Source organism: Streptomyces sp. NBC_01506 (assembly GCF_045040295.1).
GTDB lineage: Bacteria > Actinomycetota > Actinomycetes > Streptomycetales > Streptomycetaceae > Streptomyces.
The window spans coordinates 5774499-5794312 of sequence record NZ_CP109422.1; the positions used below are offsets into that span (position 1 = coordinate 5774499).

The 19814-nt window shown below is 73.9% G+C and carries 6 protein-coding genes; all 6 read left to right on the forward strand.

Annotated elements, in window-relative coordinates; genetic code table 11:
- Position 1: 1 nt before the first annotated feature.
- The 6 genes from OG329_RS25720 to OG329_RS25745 are packed head-to-tail and all read left to right on the forward strand — an operon-like array spanning position 2 to position 19759.
- Entirely contained in the window at positions 2-1186 is a 1185-nt protein-coding gene (locus tag OG329_RS25720) for a cytochrome P450 (protein ID WP_405798433.1), read from the forward strand.
- The gene (locus tag OG329_RS25725) at positions 1183-7686 is read left to right on the forward strand and encodes an amino acid adenylation domain-containing protein (protein ID WP_405798434.1); all 6504 of its coding nucleotides are present in this window, start codon (positions 1183-1185) and stop codon (positions 7684-7686) included. The genes OG329_RS25720 and OG329_RS25725 overlap by 4 nt, the downstream gene beginning before the upstream one ends.
- Before the next feature lies 1 nt (position 7687).
- A complete protein-coding gene (locus OG329_RS25730; RefSeq protein ID WP_405798436.1) occupies positions 7688-10807 on the forward strand; it encodes an amino acid adenylation domain-containing protein in 3120 nt (1039 codons plus the stop codon).
- Positions 10807-11103 (forward strand): phosphopantetheine-binding protein, encoded by a 297-nt coding sequence (locus OG329_RS25735; RefSeq protein WP_405798437.1) that lies wholly within the window; start codon positions 10807-10809, stop codon positions 11101-11103. The genes OG329_RS25730 and OG329_RS25735 overlap by 1 nt, the downstream gene beginning before the upstream one ends.
- Positions 11100-17456 (forward strand): amino acid adenylation domain-containing protein, encoded by a 6357-nt coding sequence (locus OG329_RS25740; protein WP_405798438.1) that lies wholly within the window; start codon positions 11100-11102, stop codon positions 17454-17456. The genes OG329_RS25735 and OG329_RS25740 overlap by 4 nt, the downstream gene beginning before the upstream one ends.
- Positions 17453-19759, forward strand: a complete 2307-nt coding sequence (locus OG329_RS25745; protein WP_405798440.1) for a penicillin acylase family protein — start codon at positions 17453-17455, stop codon at positions 19757-19759. Before OG329_RS25740 ends, OG329_RS25745 begins: the two co-directional genes overlap by 4 nt.
- Positions 19760-19814 lie beyond the last annotated feature (55 nt).

The window sequence follows — 19814 nt, forward strand, 5'->3', positions numbered from 1 at the left end:
CGTGACGACGAGCGTGTGGACACCGCCGCCCGCCGACGAGGCCGCGCTGACCGACTGGCTGCGCGCTCGCGATCCGGTCACCCGGGCCCCGGGGTCCGGGGGCTGGCACGTCTTCGGCTACCCGGAGGTCAAGGAGGTGCTGGCCCACCACGGCGCCTTCTCCAACGCCGTGGTGCGCCCGGTGCCCGACGACTCGCCGATGCGGCTGTACCGCACGGGCAACCTCACGTGGATGGACCCGCCCCGGCACCGCAATCTGCGGGGCCTGGTGAGCCAGGCGTTCACCCCGCGCTGGGTCGCGGGGCTCGAACCGATGATCCTCGAGACCGTCCGGACCTTCCTCGCGGAGCTGCGCGGCCGGGAAGAGGTGGACTACGTACGGGAGTTCGCCTCCCCGGTGGTCGCCACGGCCATCGCCCGGATGCTCGGCATCCCCGACAAGGGGCAGCGGCTGTTCCAGGAGTGGTCCGGCAACCTCCTGGGGCTGGCCGACCCGAGCGCCCAGGGCAACGGCCTTCAGACGGTGCTCAGGCTGACCCAGGTCGCCGAGGCGTATCTGCACCGGTTCATCGCCAGGCGGCGCGCCGCTCCCACCGACGACCTGATCAGCAAGCTCGTCGCGGCCGAGATCGACGGCGAGCGCCTGGGCGACGACGAGATAGCCGGCCTCGTCGCGCTGCTGATGTCCACCGGGCAGGCCGCCACCATCACCCTCGTGAACGCGATGATCGTCTTCGGGCGGCACCCGGAGGCGGTCGCCGAGCTGCGGGCCCGGCCCGAACTCCTCGACTCGGCCATCGACGAGGTCATGCGCTACCGCTCCGAGACCACCCGGGTGGAACGCAAGACCCTGAAGGACGTCGTGATCGGCGGACACGAGATCCCCGCCGGGCAGTCGGTGTCGGTGTGGATCGCGGCGGCCAATCGCGACCCGCGGGTCTTCGAACAGGCGCATGTCTTCGACATCGAGCGCGCCCACAACCCGCACATCGCCTTCGGCCACGGCATCCACTACTGCCTGGGCGCGCCGCTGGCCCGCCTGGAGATCCGTATCGCCTTGCGTGAACTGCTCGACTCCACCACGGACTTCGCGATCGACCCGGCCGGCACCCGACTGCTCGACCCGCGGCTGATGTTCGGCGCGAGTGAGGCGACCGTCCGGTTCACATGGAAGGAAGACCAATGACGGGGTTCGTCCCGGGCGGGCTGATCGCACGGCTCGCCGCACACGCGCAGGACTCGACGCGCAAGCCGGCGCTCTCGATCGCGCCGTTCGGCGGCGGCCCACAAGTCGACCTGACCTACGGGCAGTTGTGGGACCGGTCGACCGCCGTGGCCCGCGCCCTCGCCGAGCGGGGGGTGCGGCCCGGCGCGCGCGTGCTGCTGCTGTTCCCGACCGCGCCGGAGTTCGCCCCCGCCTTCCTCGGCTGCCTCGCCGCAGGCGTGATCGCCGTGCCCGTACCGCTGCCGACCGACGACGGGGCCCGGCGGCGGGTGCTGAACGTGGCCCGCGACTGCGACGTGTCGCTCGTCATCTCCCTGTCGTTCGTACGGGAGTTGGCCGCCGCGGGCGAGGACCCGGACCTGCGCGCGTTCGCCGAGGGACACGACTGGCTGCTCGCCGACCTGATCGAGCCCACCGCCGCCGACGACGGCGCGGGTCTGCCGCTCGCGGGCGCCGACGACGTCGCCTTCCTCCAGTACACCTCCGGCTCCACCAGCACGCCCCGCGGCGTCGTCGTCACCCACGGTGCGCTGATGCACAACGAGGCCGCCATCCAGCGGTCGTTCGGCGTCACCCCGGACTCCACGATCGTGAGCTGGCTCCCCCTCCACCACGACATGGGTCTCATCGGGGCGATGCTCCAGCCGCTGTACACCGGTGCCAAGGGCGTCATCCTCGACCCGCTGTCGTTCGTCCGGCGCCCGGTGAGCTGGCTTCGGACCATCAGCGAGGAGGGCGCCGACATCAGCGGCGGCCCCAACTTCGCCTACGACCTGTGCGTGCGCAAGGTGACCGAGGAGGAGAAGGCCGGCCTCGATCTGTCCAACTGGCGCGTGGCGTTCAACGGCGCGGCCCAGGTCTACCCCCGTACCCTGCGGGCCTTCACCGAGGCATTTCGTGCCACCGGCTTCCGGTCCGAGGCGCATCTGCCCTGCTACGGCCTCGCCGAGTCGACCCTGCTCGTCACGACCGTCGCACCCGCCGTCTCGCGGACCTTCGAGGACGGCCGGGAGCTGACCGCCTACCGACTGCCCGACCACGCCGACGTACGGGTGGTCGAGCGTGAAGGCGACGGCGGACTCGGCACGGAACTCGACGGTGGACTCGACTCGGAACTCGGCGACGGGCAGGTCGGCGAGATCGCCGTCGCCAGCGGCAGCAACGGCGCCGGCTACTGGGGCGGGCAGCGGTTCGGGACCTTCCTGCGCACCGGCGACCTCGGCTTCCGCGACGGCGACGAACTGTTCGTGGTGGGCCGCGCCAAGGACCTCATCGTCCAGCGTGGCCGCAACATCTACCCCGAGGACCTGGAGGCCGACGCCGGCACCTGCCATCCGCAGGTCAGGCCCGGCCGGTGCGCCGTCTTCGGCGTCGAGCACGACCACGACGAAGCGGTCGTGGTGTGCCAGGAGGTGGCCGCGCACACGCCGCCCGAGCGCTACGCCGAGATCGCCGTACGGGTACGGGCCACGCTCTCGCGGGTCCACGGTGTCACCGCCCGCACCGTCCTGATCGTGCCGCCCGGCACCCTCACCAAGACCTCCAGCGGCAAGATCCAGCGTTTCGCGGCCCGCCGCCGCCACCTCGACGGCGACCTGCCCGTCCTGCTGGACGACACCCTCGGCGAGCACAGCGGGCACACCTCCTCGCTCACGGACCTGCTGACGGACCATTCCCTGACGGACGCGCTGCGCCTGCACATCGCCGCCCTGCTCGGGCTGCCCGAGCCACCGCCGGCCGACGCCTCACTCGCCGCCCTCGGCGCCGACTCGCTGACGGCGGTGCGACTGCACCACCACCTGGAGGAGGCGGTCGGGAGCGAACTGGCGCCCACCGCGGCCCTGCGGGCGGAGTCGATCGCCGAGCTGGCCGCCGCCGCGACCACGGCCGCCACGACCGCCACGGCCGCCACGACCGCCACGGCCGCCGCGACCGCGCCGGCCGCTCCCGCCGCCCCGGCGGACGGCTACGTCCTCAACCCCGCCCAGCGCGCCCTGTGGTTCCTGCACCGTGCCGCGCCGGACAGCGGCGACTACAACGTGACCCGCGCGTTCCGGGTCACCGGGACCGTCGACCCCGACGCCTTCCGCACCGCCCTGGCGGCCGTCGCCGCCCGCCACCCGAGCCTGCGCGTGGCGATCACCACGCGCGACGGCGCCCCGCACGCCGAGGTGTGCGACACCACCGCCCCCGACGTCGAGGTCAGCGACGGGCGCGACGGGACCGCCGAGCGGGAGGCCGCCTGGTACCGCGACTTCGCGACCCGCCCGTTCGACCTCGGCTCCGGTACACCGCTGCGGGCCGCCCTGCTGCGCCGGGGGTCCGACTGGCTGTTCGCGCTGTCGCTGCATCACCTCGTGTGCGACGTGTCGTCCGTCGCGATCGTCATGGCCGACCTGGCCGCCGAACTGCGCGGCGAGCGCCCCGCGCCCCGCCCCGTACCCGCCCCGGCCGCACCCCGCGACCACGCCGGCTTCTGGCAGGCACGACTCGACGGCGAACTGCCCACCCTCGCCCTTCCCGACCTGGGCCTCGGTCGGCCCGCTGCCACGACAGCCCGCGAGTCCCTGGCCTTCCAGGTGCCCGGCGCCCCACTGGCCGCGTACGCCCGCGAGCACGGGCTGACCCTGCACAACCTGCTGCTCGCCGCCTACCAGACGCTGTTGCACCGGCTGTCGGGCCAGTCGGATCTGATCGTCGGCGTACCCACCGCAGGCCGTACGGAACGATCCCTGGCCGAATGGGTCGGCTACCTCGTCAACGTGGTGCCGGTGCGCTCCGCCTACCGCCCCGAGACACCGTTCGCCGACTTCGCCGCCGCCACCCACCGCGACGTCCTCGACGTGCTCGACCACGCGGACACACCGCTGTCCGACATCGTGCGCCTGGTCAACCCCGACCGCGACAGCGCGACGGCCACCATCTTCCAGGCCATGTTCACCTGCTACACGGCGTCCCTGCCCGGCGCGGCCGGCATCGTGACCGGGGACGAGCACGCCGAACTGGCGGCCGGTGACGTCACCCTGCACGGTCACCCGGTCCCCGACCACACCACACAGTCCGACCTCGGCCTGAACGTGGCGGTCCGCGCCGACGTGCTGGACTTCCAGCTCCAGTACGACCAGGCCACGGTCTCGCGCGACCAGGCCGAGCTGGTGGCCCGGACCCTGCCGGTGCTGCTCGCCGGGATCGGTGCCGGGGCGAGCCCGCCGCCGCTGCTGACCGAGGACGAGGCCGCCGCGCTGGTCGCCCGGGGGACCGGCCCCGACGTGCCGCGCCCGGGTAACTACCTCGATTCGTTCGAGAGTTGGGTCGACCGCGCCCCCGACAGCGTCGCCGTCGACGACGGCCGGGTCCGGCTGACCTACGCGGAGCTGGACGCCCGCGCCAACCACGTGGCCGGCCGGCTGCGGGCGGCCGGCGTGGCCACGGACGGCACCGTCGTGATGAGCGCGGACCGGTCCGCCGACTACCTGGTGGCGCTGGTGGGCCTGCACAAGGCCGACGGCGCCTACGTGCCCGTCAGCCCCCGCGAGGCGCCCCGGCGCGCCGAGGCGATGGTCGACGCGGTCGAGCCGGCCGCGATCATCGCCGGCCCCTCGGGCCGCCATCTGTTCGGCGACCGCGAGGTGTTCGACCTCGCCGAGCTGGTCTCGGGGGGCACCGACGCCCGGCCGCCACGGCTCGGCCACGACCACGCCACCTCGACCATCATCCACACCTCCGGCTCCACCGGTGTCCCCAAGGCCGCCGTCTCCACCAACTACGGCGTCACGAACCACATGTGGCAGTTGGCCGAGCACTTCGGGCTCACCGAGCACGACTGCGTGGCCCAGACCGCCCCGGTCTCCTTCGACATCTCCGTATGGCAGCTCCTGACCCCGCTGATGACCGGCGGCCGGGTGCGGATCGTGCCCGAGCCGGACTCGCAGTCGCCCGCGAGCCTGCTGACGGCCGTCGTGGACGGCGGCGTGACCATGCTGGAGCTGGTGCCGTCCAACATCATGGCGCTGCTCGACGCCGGGCTCGCCGCGACCCCGGGCGCGCTGCGGGTGATGCTCTCCACGGGCGAGACCCTGACCCACGACGTACTGCGGCGCTGGGTACGGGAGTTGCCCGGCATCCCCGTCCACAACGCCTACGGTCCGGCGGAGTGCACCGACGACGTCACCGCCGGGCTCTGCGCGGCCGGCCCCGACGCACCGATGACCACGGCGGTCGGCCGCCCGCTCGCCAACACCACCGTGCACGTCCTGGACGAGCACCTGCGGCCGGTGCCGACCGGTGTGGTCGGTCTGCTGCACGTCGGCGGCGGCGCGGTCGGCCGCGGCTACCGGGGCAACCCGAGGCGGACCGCCGAGATGTTCGTACCGGACCCGTACGCGGCCACCCCCGGCGGGCGGCTCTACCGCACCGGCGATCTCGGCCGCGTCAACGCCGATGGCGACCTGGAGTTCCTGGGGCGTGCCGACACCCAGATCAAGATCCGCGGCCAGCGGATCGAGGTCGGCGAGGTCGAGGCCGCGCTGCGCCGGTGCCCCGGCGTTGTCGAGGCCGCGGTGAAGGTCCACCACGGGCCGGCGGGCGCCTCGCTCGTCGGATACGTGTCCCGGCCCGGCGGCCCGTCCGGCCCGGCGGGAGTGCTCGGCCTGGACGAGGACGAGCGGTTCCGCGCCGTACTCGCCGATCTGCTGCCCCGGCACATGATCCCGACGATCATCGCCGAACTCGGCCTGCTGCCCCGGTCCAAGAACGGCAAGGTGGACTACCGGTCGCTGTCGTTCACGGCACCGGCGGCCACCCGTGCCACGGCCGAGCTGGACGACCCGCTCGCCGCCACCGTCCGGACCCTGTGGGCGGACCTGCTGGAGCTGGACACGGTCGGCCAGGACGACAGCTTCTTCCAGCTCGGCGGCCACTCCCTGCTCGCCCTCGCCATGATCGACCGGGTCAACGCGCTGCTCGGCGTACGCCTCGTGGTCGACACCGTGTTCGCCAACCCGAGGCTGGGCGATTTCGTCGCCGCCGTGCGCGTGGCCGATCCGGCGACCCCCGGCAGGGTGGCGGACCGGACCCCCTCGGACCCGACCCGGCCGGTCCCCGCCAGCGCCGCCCAGCACCGCTTCTGGTTCCTGCGCGAGATGGACCCGCACTCCCCGACGTACAACATGCCCGGGGTGCTGCGCCTGCGCGGCGACCTGGACGAGGAGGCGCTGGAGGCGGCGCTGCGCGCGACCCTGGCCGCGCACCCCGTACTGCTCGCCCGGTTCGCCACCGAGGGCGGCGAACTGACCTGGACCGCAGGCCCGGTCGAGGAGTTCGATCTCGCCCGACTGGACCTGCGTGGCCCGGTGGCCGAGCTGGGCGACGCGGTCTTCGACCGACTGGTGGAGGACGAGGCGGCGGTCGTCGCCGACCTGCGCCGGGAGCTGCCGCTGCGCGCGCTGCTCGCCCGGCTCGGGGAACAGGAGTGGGGCCTGTTCATCAACATCGACCACATTGTGTGTGACGGCTGGTCGGTGTCGGTGTTCCTGAGCGAGCTGGCCGACCGCTACAACGGGCGGACGCCCCCGGCGGACGGCTACGGATTCGCGGACTACTGCGAGGACGAACGGGCCTGGTGGGAGCGGCGCGACCGGGGTGAGACGGCGGCGCTGTGGCGGGACGTGGCGGGCCGCCCGGCGCGGCGGTCCCCGCTGCCGGACCGGGCCGTAACGTCCGTGCCGTCCATGCCGTCCATGCCGTCCGCGCCGGGCGCGCAGGTGCCGGGCGGGCAGGTGTCGGCCCGGCACACCGACACCTACGACCCCGGCCTCGCCGAGGCGGTGCGCGACCTCGCCGTCCGTACCGGCACCACCCCCTACATGGTGTTCGCGACCGCGCTGGCCGCGCTCACCCACAGCGGGGCGGCCGAGCGCGAGCAGATCATGCTCGGCACGCTGATCGCCCAGCGCGACCGGCCCGAGTGGCGGCGGGTCGTCGGCCCGCTGCTCAACGTCTCGGTGCTGGCCGTGGACCTGTCCCCGGCCGACTCGCCGGCCGACGCGCTGGCCGCCGTCCGGGCCGGTGCGCTGCGGGCCTACCGGTCCGCGAACGTGCCCTTCCAGGAGCTGGCGCCGCTGCTCACCCCGGCCCTCGACGGGGACGGATCGCCGTTCGACGTGATGCTCGTGATGCAGCCGCCCTCCCGGCCCGTCGAACTGACCGGTCTCGACGTGCGGACGACCGACCTGGACACCGCGGTCGCCCCCTACCCGCTGCTGGTCGACATCGAGGAGCGGGACGGCGGTTACGAGGTGGCCTACCGCTACCAGGCCGCCCGGTTCGACGCGGCGGGTGTGGCGGAGCTGGCCCGTCGTATGCGCGCCACGGTGCGCGCGCTGGCGGGTGCCGACGCGGTGTCCGGTGCCGCGTCACTGGCCGAACTGCTTCCCGTGAGCGACCTGGTGGAGAGGACCTGACATGCCCGAACCCGAACCGATCGTGAGCCCCCTGCTGGCCCGATTCGCCGCGTACCGGCGGGAGCACCCCGACGCGCCCGCCGTCGTCTCCGACGACGTCACCCACGGGTACGCGGAACTGGACGCGCTGGCCCGCCGTCACGCCGCGGAGCTGCGGGCGGCCGGCGTCGGCCGGGAGACCGTGGTGGCACTGGTCGCGGACCGGGGCCCCGGCTACGTCGCCATGGTGCTCGGTGTGCTGCTCGCCGAGGCGGCCTTCCTGCCGGTGGAGCCGGGCGTGCCGGAGCGGCGCGCCCGCCGGATGTGCGCCGACGCCGATGTACGGGCCCTGCTCGTCGAGCCGGGGCACCAGGAGTTCGCCGCCCGGGTGGTGGCCGGTCTCGACCCGGCGCCGAGCGTGCTCGTCGCCGCTCAGGAGCCGGGGAGGCCGGAGCCGGTTGCGGACGCGGACGCGGTTGCGGACGCGGTGCCGGACCGGCCGCGCGACGGCCTCGCGTATGTGATCTTCACGTCCGGGTCCACCGGCACACCCAAGGGCGCGATGGTCGCCGACGTCGGCATGGACAACCACATGGCGGCCAAGATCGCGGACCTGGGACTGGGACCCGCCGACGTCATCGGCCTCACCGCCCCGCTGTCCTTCGACATCTCCGTGTGGCAGACCCTCACCGCGCTCGCCACCGGTGCCCGCACCGCCGTGGCATCCACCCGCAACATCTCCGAGCCCGCGGAACTCGTGGCGTGGGTCCGCCGGCACCGGGTGAGCGTGCTGGAGATCGTCCCGTCCTTCCTCGCCGTGCTCACCGCGCAGCTCGACGACGACCTGCGGGCCGGCCTGTCGTCGCTGCGCTACCTCGTCGCCACCGGGGAGGCGCTGCCCGGCGCGGTCGCCACACGCTGGTACGAGCACTGCCCGGACATCCCGATCGTCAACGCCTACGGCCCGACCGAGTGCTCCGACGACGTCACCCACCACGTGGTGACCGCCGCCGAGAGCGCCGGGCGGCCCTGGCCCTCCATCGGCCGCGAGATCATCAACACCCGCCTGTACGTGGTGGACGCGCGGGGCCGCGAGGTCGCGGCCGGCACCGAGGGCGAACTGCTGGTCGGCGGCACCGGCGTCGGCCGGGGCTATATCGGCGACCCCGTGCGTACCGCCCTCACCTTCGTCCCCGACGCCCTGTCCGGCACGCCCGGCGCCCGGCTCTACCGCACGGCGGACCGGGTGAGCCGCGCCCCCGACGGGACCATCGACTTCCACGGCCGCCGCGACCGCCAGGTCAAGATCCGCGGTCACCGGGTCGAACTGGGCGACGTCGAGGCCGAGTTGCTGCGGGTGCCCCAAGTCCGCTCGGCCGCCTGCGTGTTCACCGGCGGCAGGCTGCGGGCGTTCGTGACCCTCGACCGGCCGGCCGACGTGGCCGCCGCCGTACGCGCCGACGCCCCGCACTACCTCGTCCCGCACGAGGTGACCGTGCTCGACCGACTGCCCGTCAACACCTCGGGAAAGACCGACCACCGGGCCCTGGAGGCCCTGTGCGCCGAGGACACGCCCACGGCCGAGGACACGCCCACGGCTCCCGCCGTGGCCACCGCCCCGGCCGCCGCCCCGGCCGCCGACCTCGACGCGGTGCGCGCCCTGGTCACCGAGACCCTTGGCGTGAGCGTCATCGGCCCGGACGACGACTTCTTCACCGCGGGCGGCGACTCGCTGCTCGCGATGACCCTGGTCGCCGCCGCCCGTACCCGGTTCGGCGCGCAGGGCACGTCCCTGCGGGCGTTCTTGTCCCGGCCGACGCCGCGAGGTCTCCTCGCCGCGATCGAGGCCGCGGAACCGGTGGCCACCCCGGAGGAACCGCGCACGCTGGGCGCCTTGTCGTCCGGGCAGGAGCGGCTGTGGTTCTTCGAACAACTGCACCGCCGCAAGGCGCCCAATCTGCTGATCCTCTCGCTCGACCTGTACGGCCCCCTGCGCGAGGACGCGCTGCGGCACGCGCTGGCGGCGGTCGTCGCCCGGCACGAGCCGCTGCGCACCGTCTTCACCCAGGAGCGCGGCGTCCCGAAGGCCGTCGTACGGCCCACCGCCGAGATCACCCTGGAGACAGGCACCTCCGGCGAGTTCGGGATCTCGGCCCGTATCCCCGAACCGCCGCTCGCCAAGGCCCGGTTGGAGCGGGTCGGCGACGAGCACCACGTGCTCACCCTCGCCCTGCACCACCTGGTCGCCGACGGCTGGTCCCTGGAAGTGCTCAAACGCGACATCGCCGAGCACTACGAAAAGGCGCTGGCCGGCGACACCGAGGTGACGCCGCCCCGCACCTCGTTCTCCCACTACGTGGCCGCCGAACGGGCATGGCTGGCGGGCCCGGACGCCGAGGAGTGCACCCGGTACTGGACGGAGCAGTTGGCCGGTACACCGGGCGCGATCGACCTGCCGCTCGACCGGCCCCGGCCGGCCCGCCCGGCCTTCGTGACCGATCACGTGGTCACCCTGCTCACGGCCGAGGAGACCAAGACCCTCGCCGCGACGGCCCGCGCCCGTGGCGCCACCCCGTTCATGGCGGTGCTCGCCGCCTCGTACGCCGTACTGCGGGATGTGACCGCGACCACCGACCTGGTGCTCGGCATCGACTCGGTGAACCGCTCGTGGCCCGGCAGCGAGGAACTGCTCGGCACGTTCGTCAACCAACTGCCCGTACGGCTCGCGCCCGGCGCCGCACCGTCCTTCGGTGACCTGCTCGACCTGACCCGGCGCCAGGTGCTCGGCGCCCAGGAACACGACCGGCTCCCGTTCCACAAGATCGTCGCGGCGGTGAACCCGCCGCGCCGGGCGGGGCGGTTCCCGCTGTTCCAGGTCAAGGTCACCCACCAGGGCGCGTGGCGGACCGCGACGCGGCTCGGGGACCTGCGGGCCGTGCCGCGCGAGCTGGCGGACCCCGTGATGGACCTGGACCTGATGATCGACGTCTCCGGCGAGGGCGACCAACTGCGCCTGGAGGTCCTGTTCTGGCCGGAGACGTTCGACAACGCGACCGTCGCGGCCTGGGCGCGGGCGCTGGCCGGTGTGCTGCGCGCCGGCGCGGCCGACCCCGACGCGGTACCGACTTTCGGCGAGAGGTGATGAAGGTGGTGAAGGCGGTGAAGGCGGTGATGAAGGTGTCGACACAGGATCAGGTCGCCGAGGTCTGGCGTGAACTGCTGGAGCTGGACACGGTGGCGGTCGACCAGGACTTCTTCGAGCTGGGCGGCCACTCGATGCTGGCCGTGCAGGTGCTCTACCGGCTCTCCGAGGTGACCGGCGTCGAACTGGCGCTGGAGGACTTCTTCGAGCTGGGCACGGTCGAGGAGGTCGCCGAGGAGCTGGACCGCCTGCGGGCCGACAGCGCCGCCGTACCGGTTTTCGAGGGAGAGCTGTGAGCGCGCTGGAGGTGCTGCGCCGCCTGGACGATCTCGGCGTGGCCCTGACCCTGACCGACGGACGGCTCCGCTACCGGGGCCGGGGCGAGGAGCTGCCGCCCGAGCTGCTGACGGAGATGAAGCGGCACCGCGCCGACCTCGTTGGCCTGGTCGGCCGGCGCTCCGGACTGACCTGGCCGCCGCCGCCCGCGCCCGCGACCGCCGAAGGGGACACCGGGCCGCTGACCGCCGCCCAGCGCTCGCTCTGGGCCACCTCGTACTTCGCCGACGACGGCACCTACAACCTGTGCGGGGCGCTGCGCATGCGCGGTCCGCTCGACCGGGACGCGTTCGTCACGGCGCTGCGGGATCTGCACGAGCGGCACCCGTCGCTGCGCACCGTCTTCCCGGTGACGGACGGCGAGCCCCGGCAGCGGATCCTGCCCTCGGTCGAACCCCCGCTGACGCAGGGCGAGATGGCCGACCTGGACGCCTGCCTGGCCGAGTGCGCGCGCCTCACCGATCTGCCGCTGTCCCTGGACACGGCCCCGCCGGTGCTGATGCGGCTGTTCCGGCTCGCGCCGCAGGACCACGTCTTCTTCTTCGTACTGCACCATGTGATCGCCGACGGTTCGTCGTTCGGCCCGCTCCTGGACGATCTGGCGCGCTGCTACGGCAGCCGGGTCACCGGGCAGCCGCCGCCGCCCCTCGGCGCCGCCGTGCCCGTGGTCGACTACGCCCGCTGGGAGGCCGAGCGGATCGCCCACGCCGATCTCGCCGGGGCCCGCCGGTACTGGCAGGAGCGGTTCGACGACGCCTCGCTCGGCGCGCTCGCGCTGCCCCCGCCGCTCGACGGCGCGGACGGCGAGCGCGGCCACGCCCACCGCGTGGTCATGCCCGCCGACACCACCGCCGCCGTGCGGCGGATCGCCGAGCAGACACGCGCGAGCGTCTTCACCGTGGTCTCCACCGCCGTCGCGGTCGCGCTGTCCCGCTACACCGGGCGCCAGGACCTGGTGGTGGGCATGCCGGTCTCCCGCCGCGACCGCACCGGCCTGGAACGGGTCGTCGGCCTGCTGCTCGACATGGTGCCGCTGCGGCTCGACGCCGGCCCCGCCCCCTTCACCGAGCTGGTGCGCCGGACCCGTTCGGCGGTCCTCGGCGCCGTACGCCACGCGCCCGTGCCCGAGGACGTCGCCGCCGCCCGCGCGGCGTTCAACGTCATCGTCACCGACCTCGGGGCCACCCTGCCCGCGCCCGAATTCCCGGGGCTGGCGATCGAACACGTCGAGGTGGCGCAGACCGGCGCGAAGTACGACCTGAACTTCCTGCTCCGCGACGAGGGCGACACGCTCGCCCTGTACGTCGAGGCCGACCACCGGGCGGTGACCGGCCAGGACGTCGAGGCCGTCGCGGGCACCGTCCTGGCCGTGCTGACGGCCGCCGGCGCCGACCCGGCCGCCCCGGTCACGGCGCTCGCCACCGGAGCGTTCGGGGTGCCCGCCCCCGGCGCGATCGCCGCGCCCGACCGGATTCCGCGCGCCGACGAGTCGCTGACCGGGCGGCTGGCGGCGATGGCACGTACCCGCCCGGCGGCGGTCGCCGTCACCGCGCCCGAAGGTGCCCTGTCCTACGCGGAGTTGTGGGCGCGGATCGAGGCGACCGCGGGGGCCCTGCGCGCCCGTGGGATCGGCGCCGGGGACGTCGTGGCCGTCTCCCTGCCCCGCGGCCTCGATCTCGTCGTCGCCGTCATCGGTGTGATGGCCTCGGGCGGGGCGAGCCTGGTGCTGCACGAGTCCTGGCCTACGGCGCGCGTGAGCGACATCCTCACCGACTCCGGCGCCCGGCTCACCATCACCGAGGACGACACGGTGCCGGGGGAGCGGGCCACTCTCGCCGAGCTGGCGCACGGCCCGGACAGGGCGCCGCTCGCCCACGTGCCCGCGCACGCCGCCGCCTATGTGATCTACACGTCCGGCTCCACCGGCCGGCCCAAGGGCGTACGCGTCACCCACCACAACGTACTGAGCCTGCTCGACGCGACCGCAGACGGCTACGGCCTCGGCCCCGACGACGTGTGGACCCTCTTCCACGCCTGCTCGTTCGACGTGTCCATGTACGAGATGTTCGGCTGCCTCGTGCACGGCGGCAAGCTCGTCGTGGTGGACCGGCTGACCACCTGGGAGCCGGAGGAGTTCGCCGAACTGTGCGCCCGCGAGCGGGTGACCGTGCTCAGCCAGACCCCGTCCGCGCTGACCGTGATGCTGCCCGCGCTCGCCGCGCGCCCCGACGCCACGGAGCACATCCGGTACGTGCTGTTCGCGGGCGAGGCACTGGACCGCCGGCTGGTCGAGCGCTGGTACGACGAGATCGGCGGACGGACCCAGCTCGTCAACATGTACGGCATCACCGAGACGACCGTGCACGCCTCATGGCGCCGGCTGCGGCCCGAGGACACCCGTACCGCCGAGTCCGACATCGGCACCCCGCTGCCCGGTACCGCGCTGCACGTGCTGCACGACGACGGCACCCCGGTCACCGACCGCTGCGTCGGCGAGATCTACGTCGGCGGCCCACAGGTCAGCGACGGCTACCTCGGCCGGCCCCGGGAAACCGCGCTCCGCTTCCTTCCGGACCCCTTCAGCCAGGTGCCGGGTGCCCGTATGTACCGCTCCGGCGACCTCGCCCGGCGCAACGGCACCACCCTGGCCTACCTCGGCCGCCGCGACCAGCAGGTGCAGGTCAACGGCTTCCGGGTGGAGCTGGCCGAGATCGAGGCGGCGCTCTCCGCACGGCCGGGCGTCGCCGCGGCCGGTGCGGCCGTCACGACGGACAGCAGCGGCGCGCACCTGGTGGCCGTCGTCGTCGCCGAGGCCGGTGCCACGCCCGAGCCGGAGAACCTGCTGGCGGCGGTGCGCTCGACGCTGCCCCGCTACATGGTGCCGCGCACCCTCGCGGTGGTCGCCGAACTGCCGCTGACCAACAACGGAAAGCTCGACCGCGCGGCCGTGGTCGCCGCCACAGCCCCCAGGGACACGGCAGTTGGGAAAGCACCTGCCGCGCGCGGTGACGCGCCGTCAGGCCGGCGCGACGCCCTGCTCCTCGAGGTGTTCCGTGACGTGCTCGCGGACCCCACCGCACACACCGGCACCGACTTCTTCGACGCCGGCGGAGACTCCATGCGCGCGATCCGCCTGGTGAGTCTCGCCAAGGACCGCGGCCTGGGCCTGACCGTACGGGACGTGTACGCCGCACCCACGGTCGCCGCCCTCGCGCCCCGCGCGAGCGAGGTCGGGGCCGGGCGCGCCGTCCGCGCGCCGTTCGCGGGGCTCCCGGCGGGCGTCGTCCTCCCGCCGGACGTCGTGGACGCCTACCCGATGACCGCCCTCCAGTCCGGGATGATGTACCACCAGGAGATGGCGCCCGACGCCCGCGTCTACCACATCATGCTCAGCTACCGGGTACGCGGCGTGCTGGACCCGGTCGCGTTCCGTACCGCCGCTCAGGCCGTCACGGACGCCCACCCGGTGCTGCGCACCAGCTTCGACCTCGCCAACGAGTGCGGCCCGGTGCAGCGGGTGCACACCGCTGTCACGGTGCCCTTCACATTCGAGGACCTGACCGGCCTCGACACCGAGGCCCGGGAAGCACGGATCAAGCAGGTGGTGGCGCGCGAGACCGCCGAGGACTTCGACCTGTCCCGGCCCGGCCCGTTCCGGCTCGTGGCGCTCAACACGTCAACGACCGAATACCAGTTGATATTCACCCACCACCACGCCATCCTCGACGGCTGGTCGGTGAACCTGTTCTTCGAGGACCTGCACGCCCGCTACCGCGAACTGCTCGACACGGGTACGGCGACGCCGAGGCCGAGCCCGCGAACCACCTTCGGCGATTACGTGGCGCTGGAGCGGGCGGCGCTCGCCGAGGAGGACAGGCGGACGTTCTGGGCCGGGCGCACCTCGGGCCCGGCGCGCCTGGTCGCCCCCGAGCGGTCGGGCGAGCCCGTGATGCGGCAGTTCCATGTGGACCTCACGGGCCGACTGGACGGCCTGCGGGCCGTCGCCGCCCGACTGGGCGTGCCGGTGAAGGCGCTGCTGTGCGCCGCGCATCTGCGGGTGATGTCCTGGCTGACCGGCTCCGACGACGTCGCCACCAGCATGGTGTTCGCGTGCCGCCCTGAGGACTCCGACGCCGACCGCGTACTCGGGCTGTTCCTCAACCAGTTGCCCCTGCGGGTGGCCCTGGGCGAGCGGTCGTGGGCGGACCTCGCGGTGCGGGTGCACGAGGAGGAACAGGAGATGATGCGGCACCGCTGGTACCCGTACGCGGCGATCCAGGCCGGACACGGCGCGGCACCGCTGTTCGACTCCGGCTTCAACTTCACGGACTACCACAACACCCGCCGGATGGTCGGCGCCGGCGGCCTGGAGCTGCTGGACGCACAGGAGTTGGAGTCCACCCACTACGCCTACAGCTCCGCCTTCACCGTCGACGTCCGCACCCATGAGCTGCGGCTGCTGATGGAGTACGACGCCGGGGCGCTGCCGCGGAGCACGATGGCCCTGGCGGCGCAGGTGCACCGCGCGGCGCTCGCCGCGATCGTGGAGGACGCCGGGCGGTCGTTGCGGGACACCCCGCTGCCCGGCATGGCCGACCTGGCCCGGCTACTGGCGTCCGAAGGGTCCGAGGGGTCCGTGGCTACGGGGAGCACGACGGCGGAGGCTCCGGTTCCAGCCCCGGCGCCTGTTGCGGAGCCGGCCGACGCACCGCTCGAGGAGAGCGTCCGCGAGGTGTGGGCCGAGGTTCTGGGCACCACGGACATCGACGCCGCGACACCGTTCTTCGACGCGGGCGGCGACTCGCTCACCGCCATGCAGGTCGTCAGCCGCCTCCGGGCCCGCCACGGCGCCCTGTCGATGCGCACCTTCATGTCACGGCCCACGATCGCGGGTCTGGCGAACGCGCTGCGCTCCCCCGCCGCGCAGACGCAGGCACAGGCACAGGCTCCTGCTCCCGTCCCGGACACGTCCGGGACGGCGGCCCGCCACCCGCTGTCCCGCGCGCAACGCCAGATGTGGGACATCGCCGGCCGGCTCCCCGGCATCGGCCTGTTCGGCATGGCGGGCGCACTGCGCGCAGACGGCCCGCTCGACCTCACCGTCCTGGAGCGGACCTTCGCCGAGCTGGCGGCCCGGCACGAGGCGCTGCGCACCCGGTTCGAGACCGTGGGCGACGAACCCGTCCAGGTGGTCGAACCGCACGTCGCGGTCCGCGTCGACGTCAAGGACCTCTCGGCCCACGAGCAACCGGCCCGCCGGTGCGAGCAGTTGATGGCCGCCGCCGCGCGGGAGGCGCTGCCGCTCGACCAAGCGCCGCTCATGCGCGTCGTCGTGTACCGGCTCGCCACCGACCAGCACGTGATCTTCCTCAACATCCATCACATCGTGTGTGACGGCGGGTCGTTGACGCTGCTGCTGTCCGACGCCGGCCGGATCTACCGCGAGATCGCCGTCGACGGCGCACCCGCGCCCCGGCCAATCCCGCGCGGCAGCGGCTGGCTCGCCGAGGACCGGGCCGCGTGGCTGACCACCGGAGAGGCGGCACGGCAGCGGGAGTACTGGATCGGGCAGCTCACCCCGCCGTGGCCCGCGCTCGCCGACACCCCCGGCAGCCGCTTCGCCGAGCTGGGCACGGCGTCGTTCGCGCAACGGCTGAGGTCGAGGACGACCAGGGTGACACTGTCGGCCGACGACACACGCGCGGTCCGCGAAGCGGCGCGTAAGCGCGGCATGACCGAATTCATGCTCGTGCTCGGCGCGTACGCGGCGACCCTGCGGGCGTGGAGCGGCCAGGACGACATCCGTGTCGCCACCATGCTCGCCAACCGCGTCGAGCCGGGTCTGGACGAGGTGGTGGGGCTCGTCGCCAACACCGTCGTGCTGCGCATGCGCCTGGGCGACACCGACCCGGTCGCGATCAGCCGGCAGGCCCGCGAGGTCTGCGTCGCCGCGTTCGAGAACCAGGAGCTGCCCTTCGAGGACGTGCTCGCCGAGACCCGCGACCGGCACCCGGACCCTGATACGGGCCCCGTGTTCGAGGCGATGCTCGTCGCCCAGCAGGAGACCGCCACCGTGACTCTCGACGACGGCCTCGTGTTCGCGCCGTACCGGTCCGAACGCGACGTGCTCGGTGCCCAAGTCGTGGCCACCGCCTGCGACTTCGTCCTCGGCGTCGCACCGACCGGCGGCGAGCTGCTGTTCGAGCTGCGCCACAAGCCCGCGACGACGTCGATGGAGCTGGCCACCGAACTGCTCACCGCGATCACGACCGCCGTACGGACCACCGCCTCGGCCCTCCTGGAGACCTCGTGACGACGTGCCCGGCGCACCGTCCGCGCCTGCGCCGCCTGTTGCTGCTGCCCACGGTCCGGGCGGTGAGCGGCGCGGGCGCGGCCACCGTACTGCTCGCGGGTGCCGCGCTCGCGTGGCCGTGGCTGTCGGCGGCCGTACTGCTCGCGGGCGCGGCCGGGATCGCCGGCTATGCGCACCGCAACTGTGGCCGGGTCGCAGTTGAGCGACGGATGGTGCGGGCCCTGCGGGAGTCGGCGCCACGCTGCCCCGGCGACATCGAGGTGCCCACGCTGACCGCGCCGGTACGCGCCGAGTGCGGCGGCGACGGCGTCACCCGGATCACGGCGGGGAGCTACCACGACGCGGTCCGCGCGCTCGGCTACACCATGGGGCGTGACCGGGGCTTCCAGATGGACCTCGTACGCCGCACCGGAAGGGGCAGGGTCGCGGAGGTATGGGGACGTACCGCCGTGCCGTTGGACACCGCGTACCGCCACCTCCAGCTCGCCGCCGCGGCCGAAGCCGCCGCCGAGCGGCTGGCCGCACCGGAGCGGGAGCTGCTGACCGCGTTCGCCGAAGGGGTCAACGCCGCTTTCGAACGCGAGACCCCGTTCGAGTGCCGGTTCCTGTCCTACCGGCCGAAGCCGTGGCGGGTGGCGGACAGCGTGCTCACCGCGCTCGTGCTGTCCCACTCGCTGTCATGGAACGAGGAGGCCAAGCGGGCGGAGTCGGTCATGCGCCGCGCGCTGCCCGGACCCGTCGCCGATTTCCTCCTGCCCGGCGGCGCCACGTCCCCGCCCGCCGGCCTGGCGCGCCATCGCGGCGAGGAGGGGTCCGCCGACCTCGTCGCCCTCGACGGCGCCGTGCCGGGCTCCAACTGCTGGATCGCCACGGGTGACGAGCCGTTGCTCGCCTGCGATCTGCACCTGGCGTTCGGTGTGCCCAACGTCCTGTACGAGATCGACCTCGCGTGGCCCGGCACCCGGCTGCGCGGACTGGCGAGCCCCGGCCTTCCGGTCGCCCTGACCGGCACCAACGGGCGGATCGTCTGGGGGGTCACCAACCTCACCGCCGATGTGCTCGACCTCGTCCCCGCCGGTACGGACTCGCTGCGCACCAGGACGGAACAGATCCGCGTCCGTGGCGGCGCGCCGGTCACCGTGGAGATCACGACGGACGGCACGATGCCGGTCTCGCGGACCTCGCTGTGCGGCGAGAAGATCGCCGTTCGCTGGACGGGGCACGACCCCCGCACCGCGGACCTGCGATTCCACCGCCTCGCCCACGCCCACGACGTCGACGAGGCCGTCGCGGTCCTCGACGGCGCACACGGTGTCGCCCTCAACGTCCTGGTCGCCGACCGGGAGCGGATGGCACATCTGGCGACCGGTCTGCTGCCCCGCCGTCCGGCCGGTACCCCGCGCACCGAACCCGCCGACGGCCACCTCACCGGACCCGAACGCCCCCGGTCCGTGGACCCCGCCGACCGCGTCCTCGTCTCCGCCAACGACGCGGCCCTGCCCGAGGACGAGTTCCGGATCGGCCTCGACCTCGACCCGGGCCACCGGGCCCGCCGCATCCGCGACGTCCTCGGCGCGGCCCGGCGGCACCACGCGGCCGGCATGCGCGCGCTCCAGCACGACATCGCCGCCGACCTCTATCTGCCCTACCGGGACCTCGCGGTGGCCGCGCTGCCGCCGGGCGACCCCACCCGGTCCCTGCTGGCGGAGTGGGACGGCACCGCCGCGACCGAGTCCCGCGCCTTCGGTGTCCTCGTACGGCTGCGCAATGTCCTGGCCCGGCGTGTCCTCGCGCCGTACGTCGCGGTGTGCCGCGAGTACGAACCCGCGTTCCGCTTCCCGTTCCGCGATCTCGACCGCCCGCTGCTCGCGATCCTCCACGCCCGCGACTGTGCGCTGCTGCCCGCCGGGACCACCGACGCCGACGCCTTCATCGCCGAGTGCGTCGCGGCGGCGGTACGTGAACGCCCCCGCAAATGGGGCCACTTGAACCGGGTGGGCCTGCGGCATCCGCTCGGCGCTCTCGTGCCGTGGGCGGACGCCGTCCTCGGCATCCGGCCGCGCTCACAAGCCGGGATGCTGCACAGCGTGCGTACCGCCGTGCCGGGATTCGGCGCGGCCGGCCGGGTCGTGGCCACGGTGGACGCCCTCGTCACCGCCGAGCTGCCGGCCGGCCAGTCCGGGCACCCGCTGAGCCCGCACTACGCGGACCGGCACGCCCGCTGGGCGAGCCTGGCCCCGGCGCGGCAGCGGGCGCGACGGTCCAACTGCGGCCATGTGCTGCGGCCTTCGGCGGACCGCTGACATGCCCCGTGTCGACGCAGGGGGACGGCGGCTCGTGACGAGCGAGCCGCCCCCG

What these genes read in the sequence shown, in the direction of transcription:
- OG329_RS25730 (WP_405798436.1), top strand. Translation starts at nt 7,688, where the DNA reads ATGCCCGAACCCGAACCGATCGTGAGCCCCCTGCTGGCCCGATTCGCC.
- OG329_RS25735 (WP_405798437.1), top strand. Translation starts at nt 10,807, where the DNA reads ATGAAGGTGGTGAAGGCGGTGAAGGCGGTGATGAAGGTGTCGACACAG.
- OG329_RS25725 (WP_405798434.1), top strand. Translation starts at nt 1,183, where the DNA reads ATGACGGGGTTCGTCCCGGGCGGGCTGATCGCACGGCTCGCCGCACAC.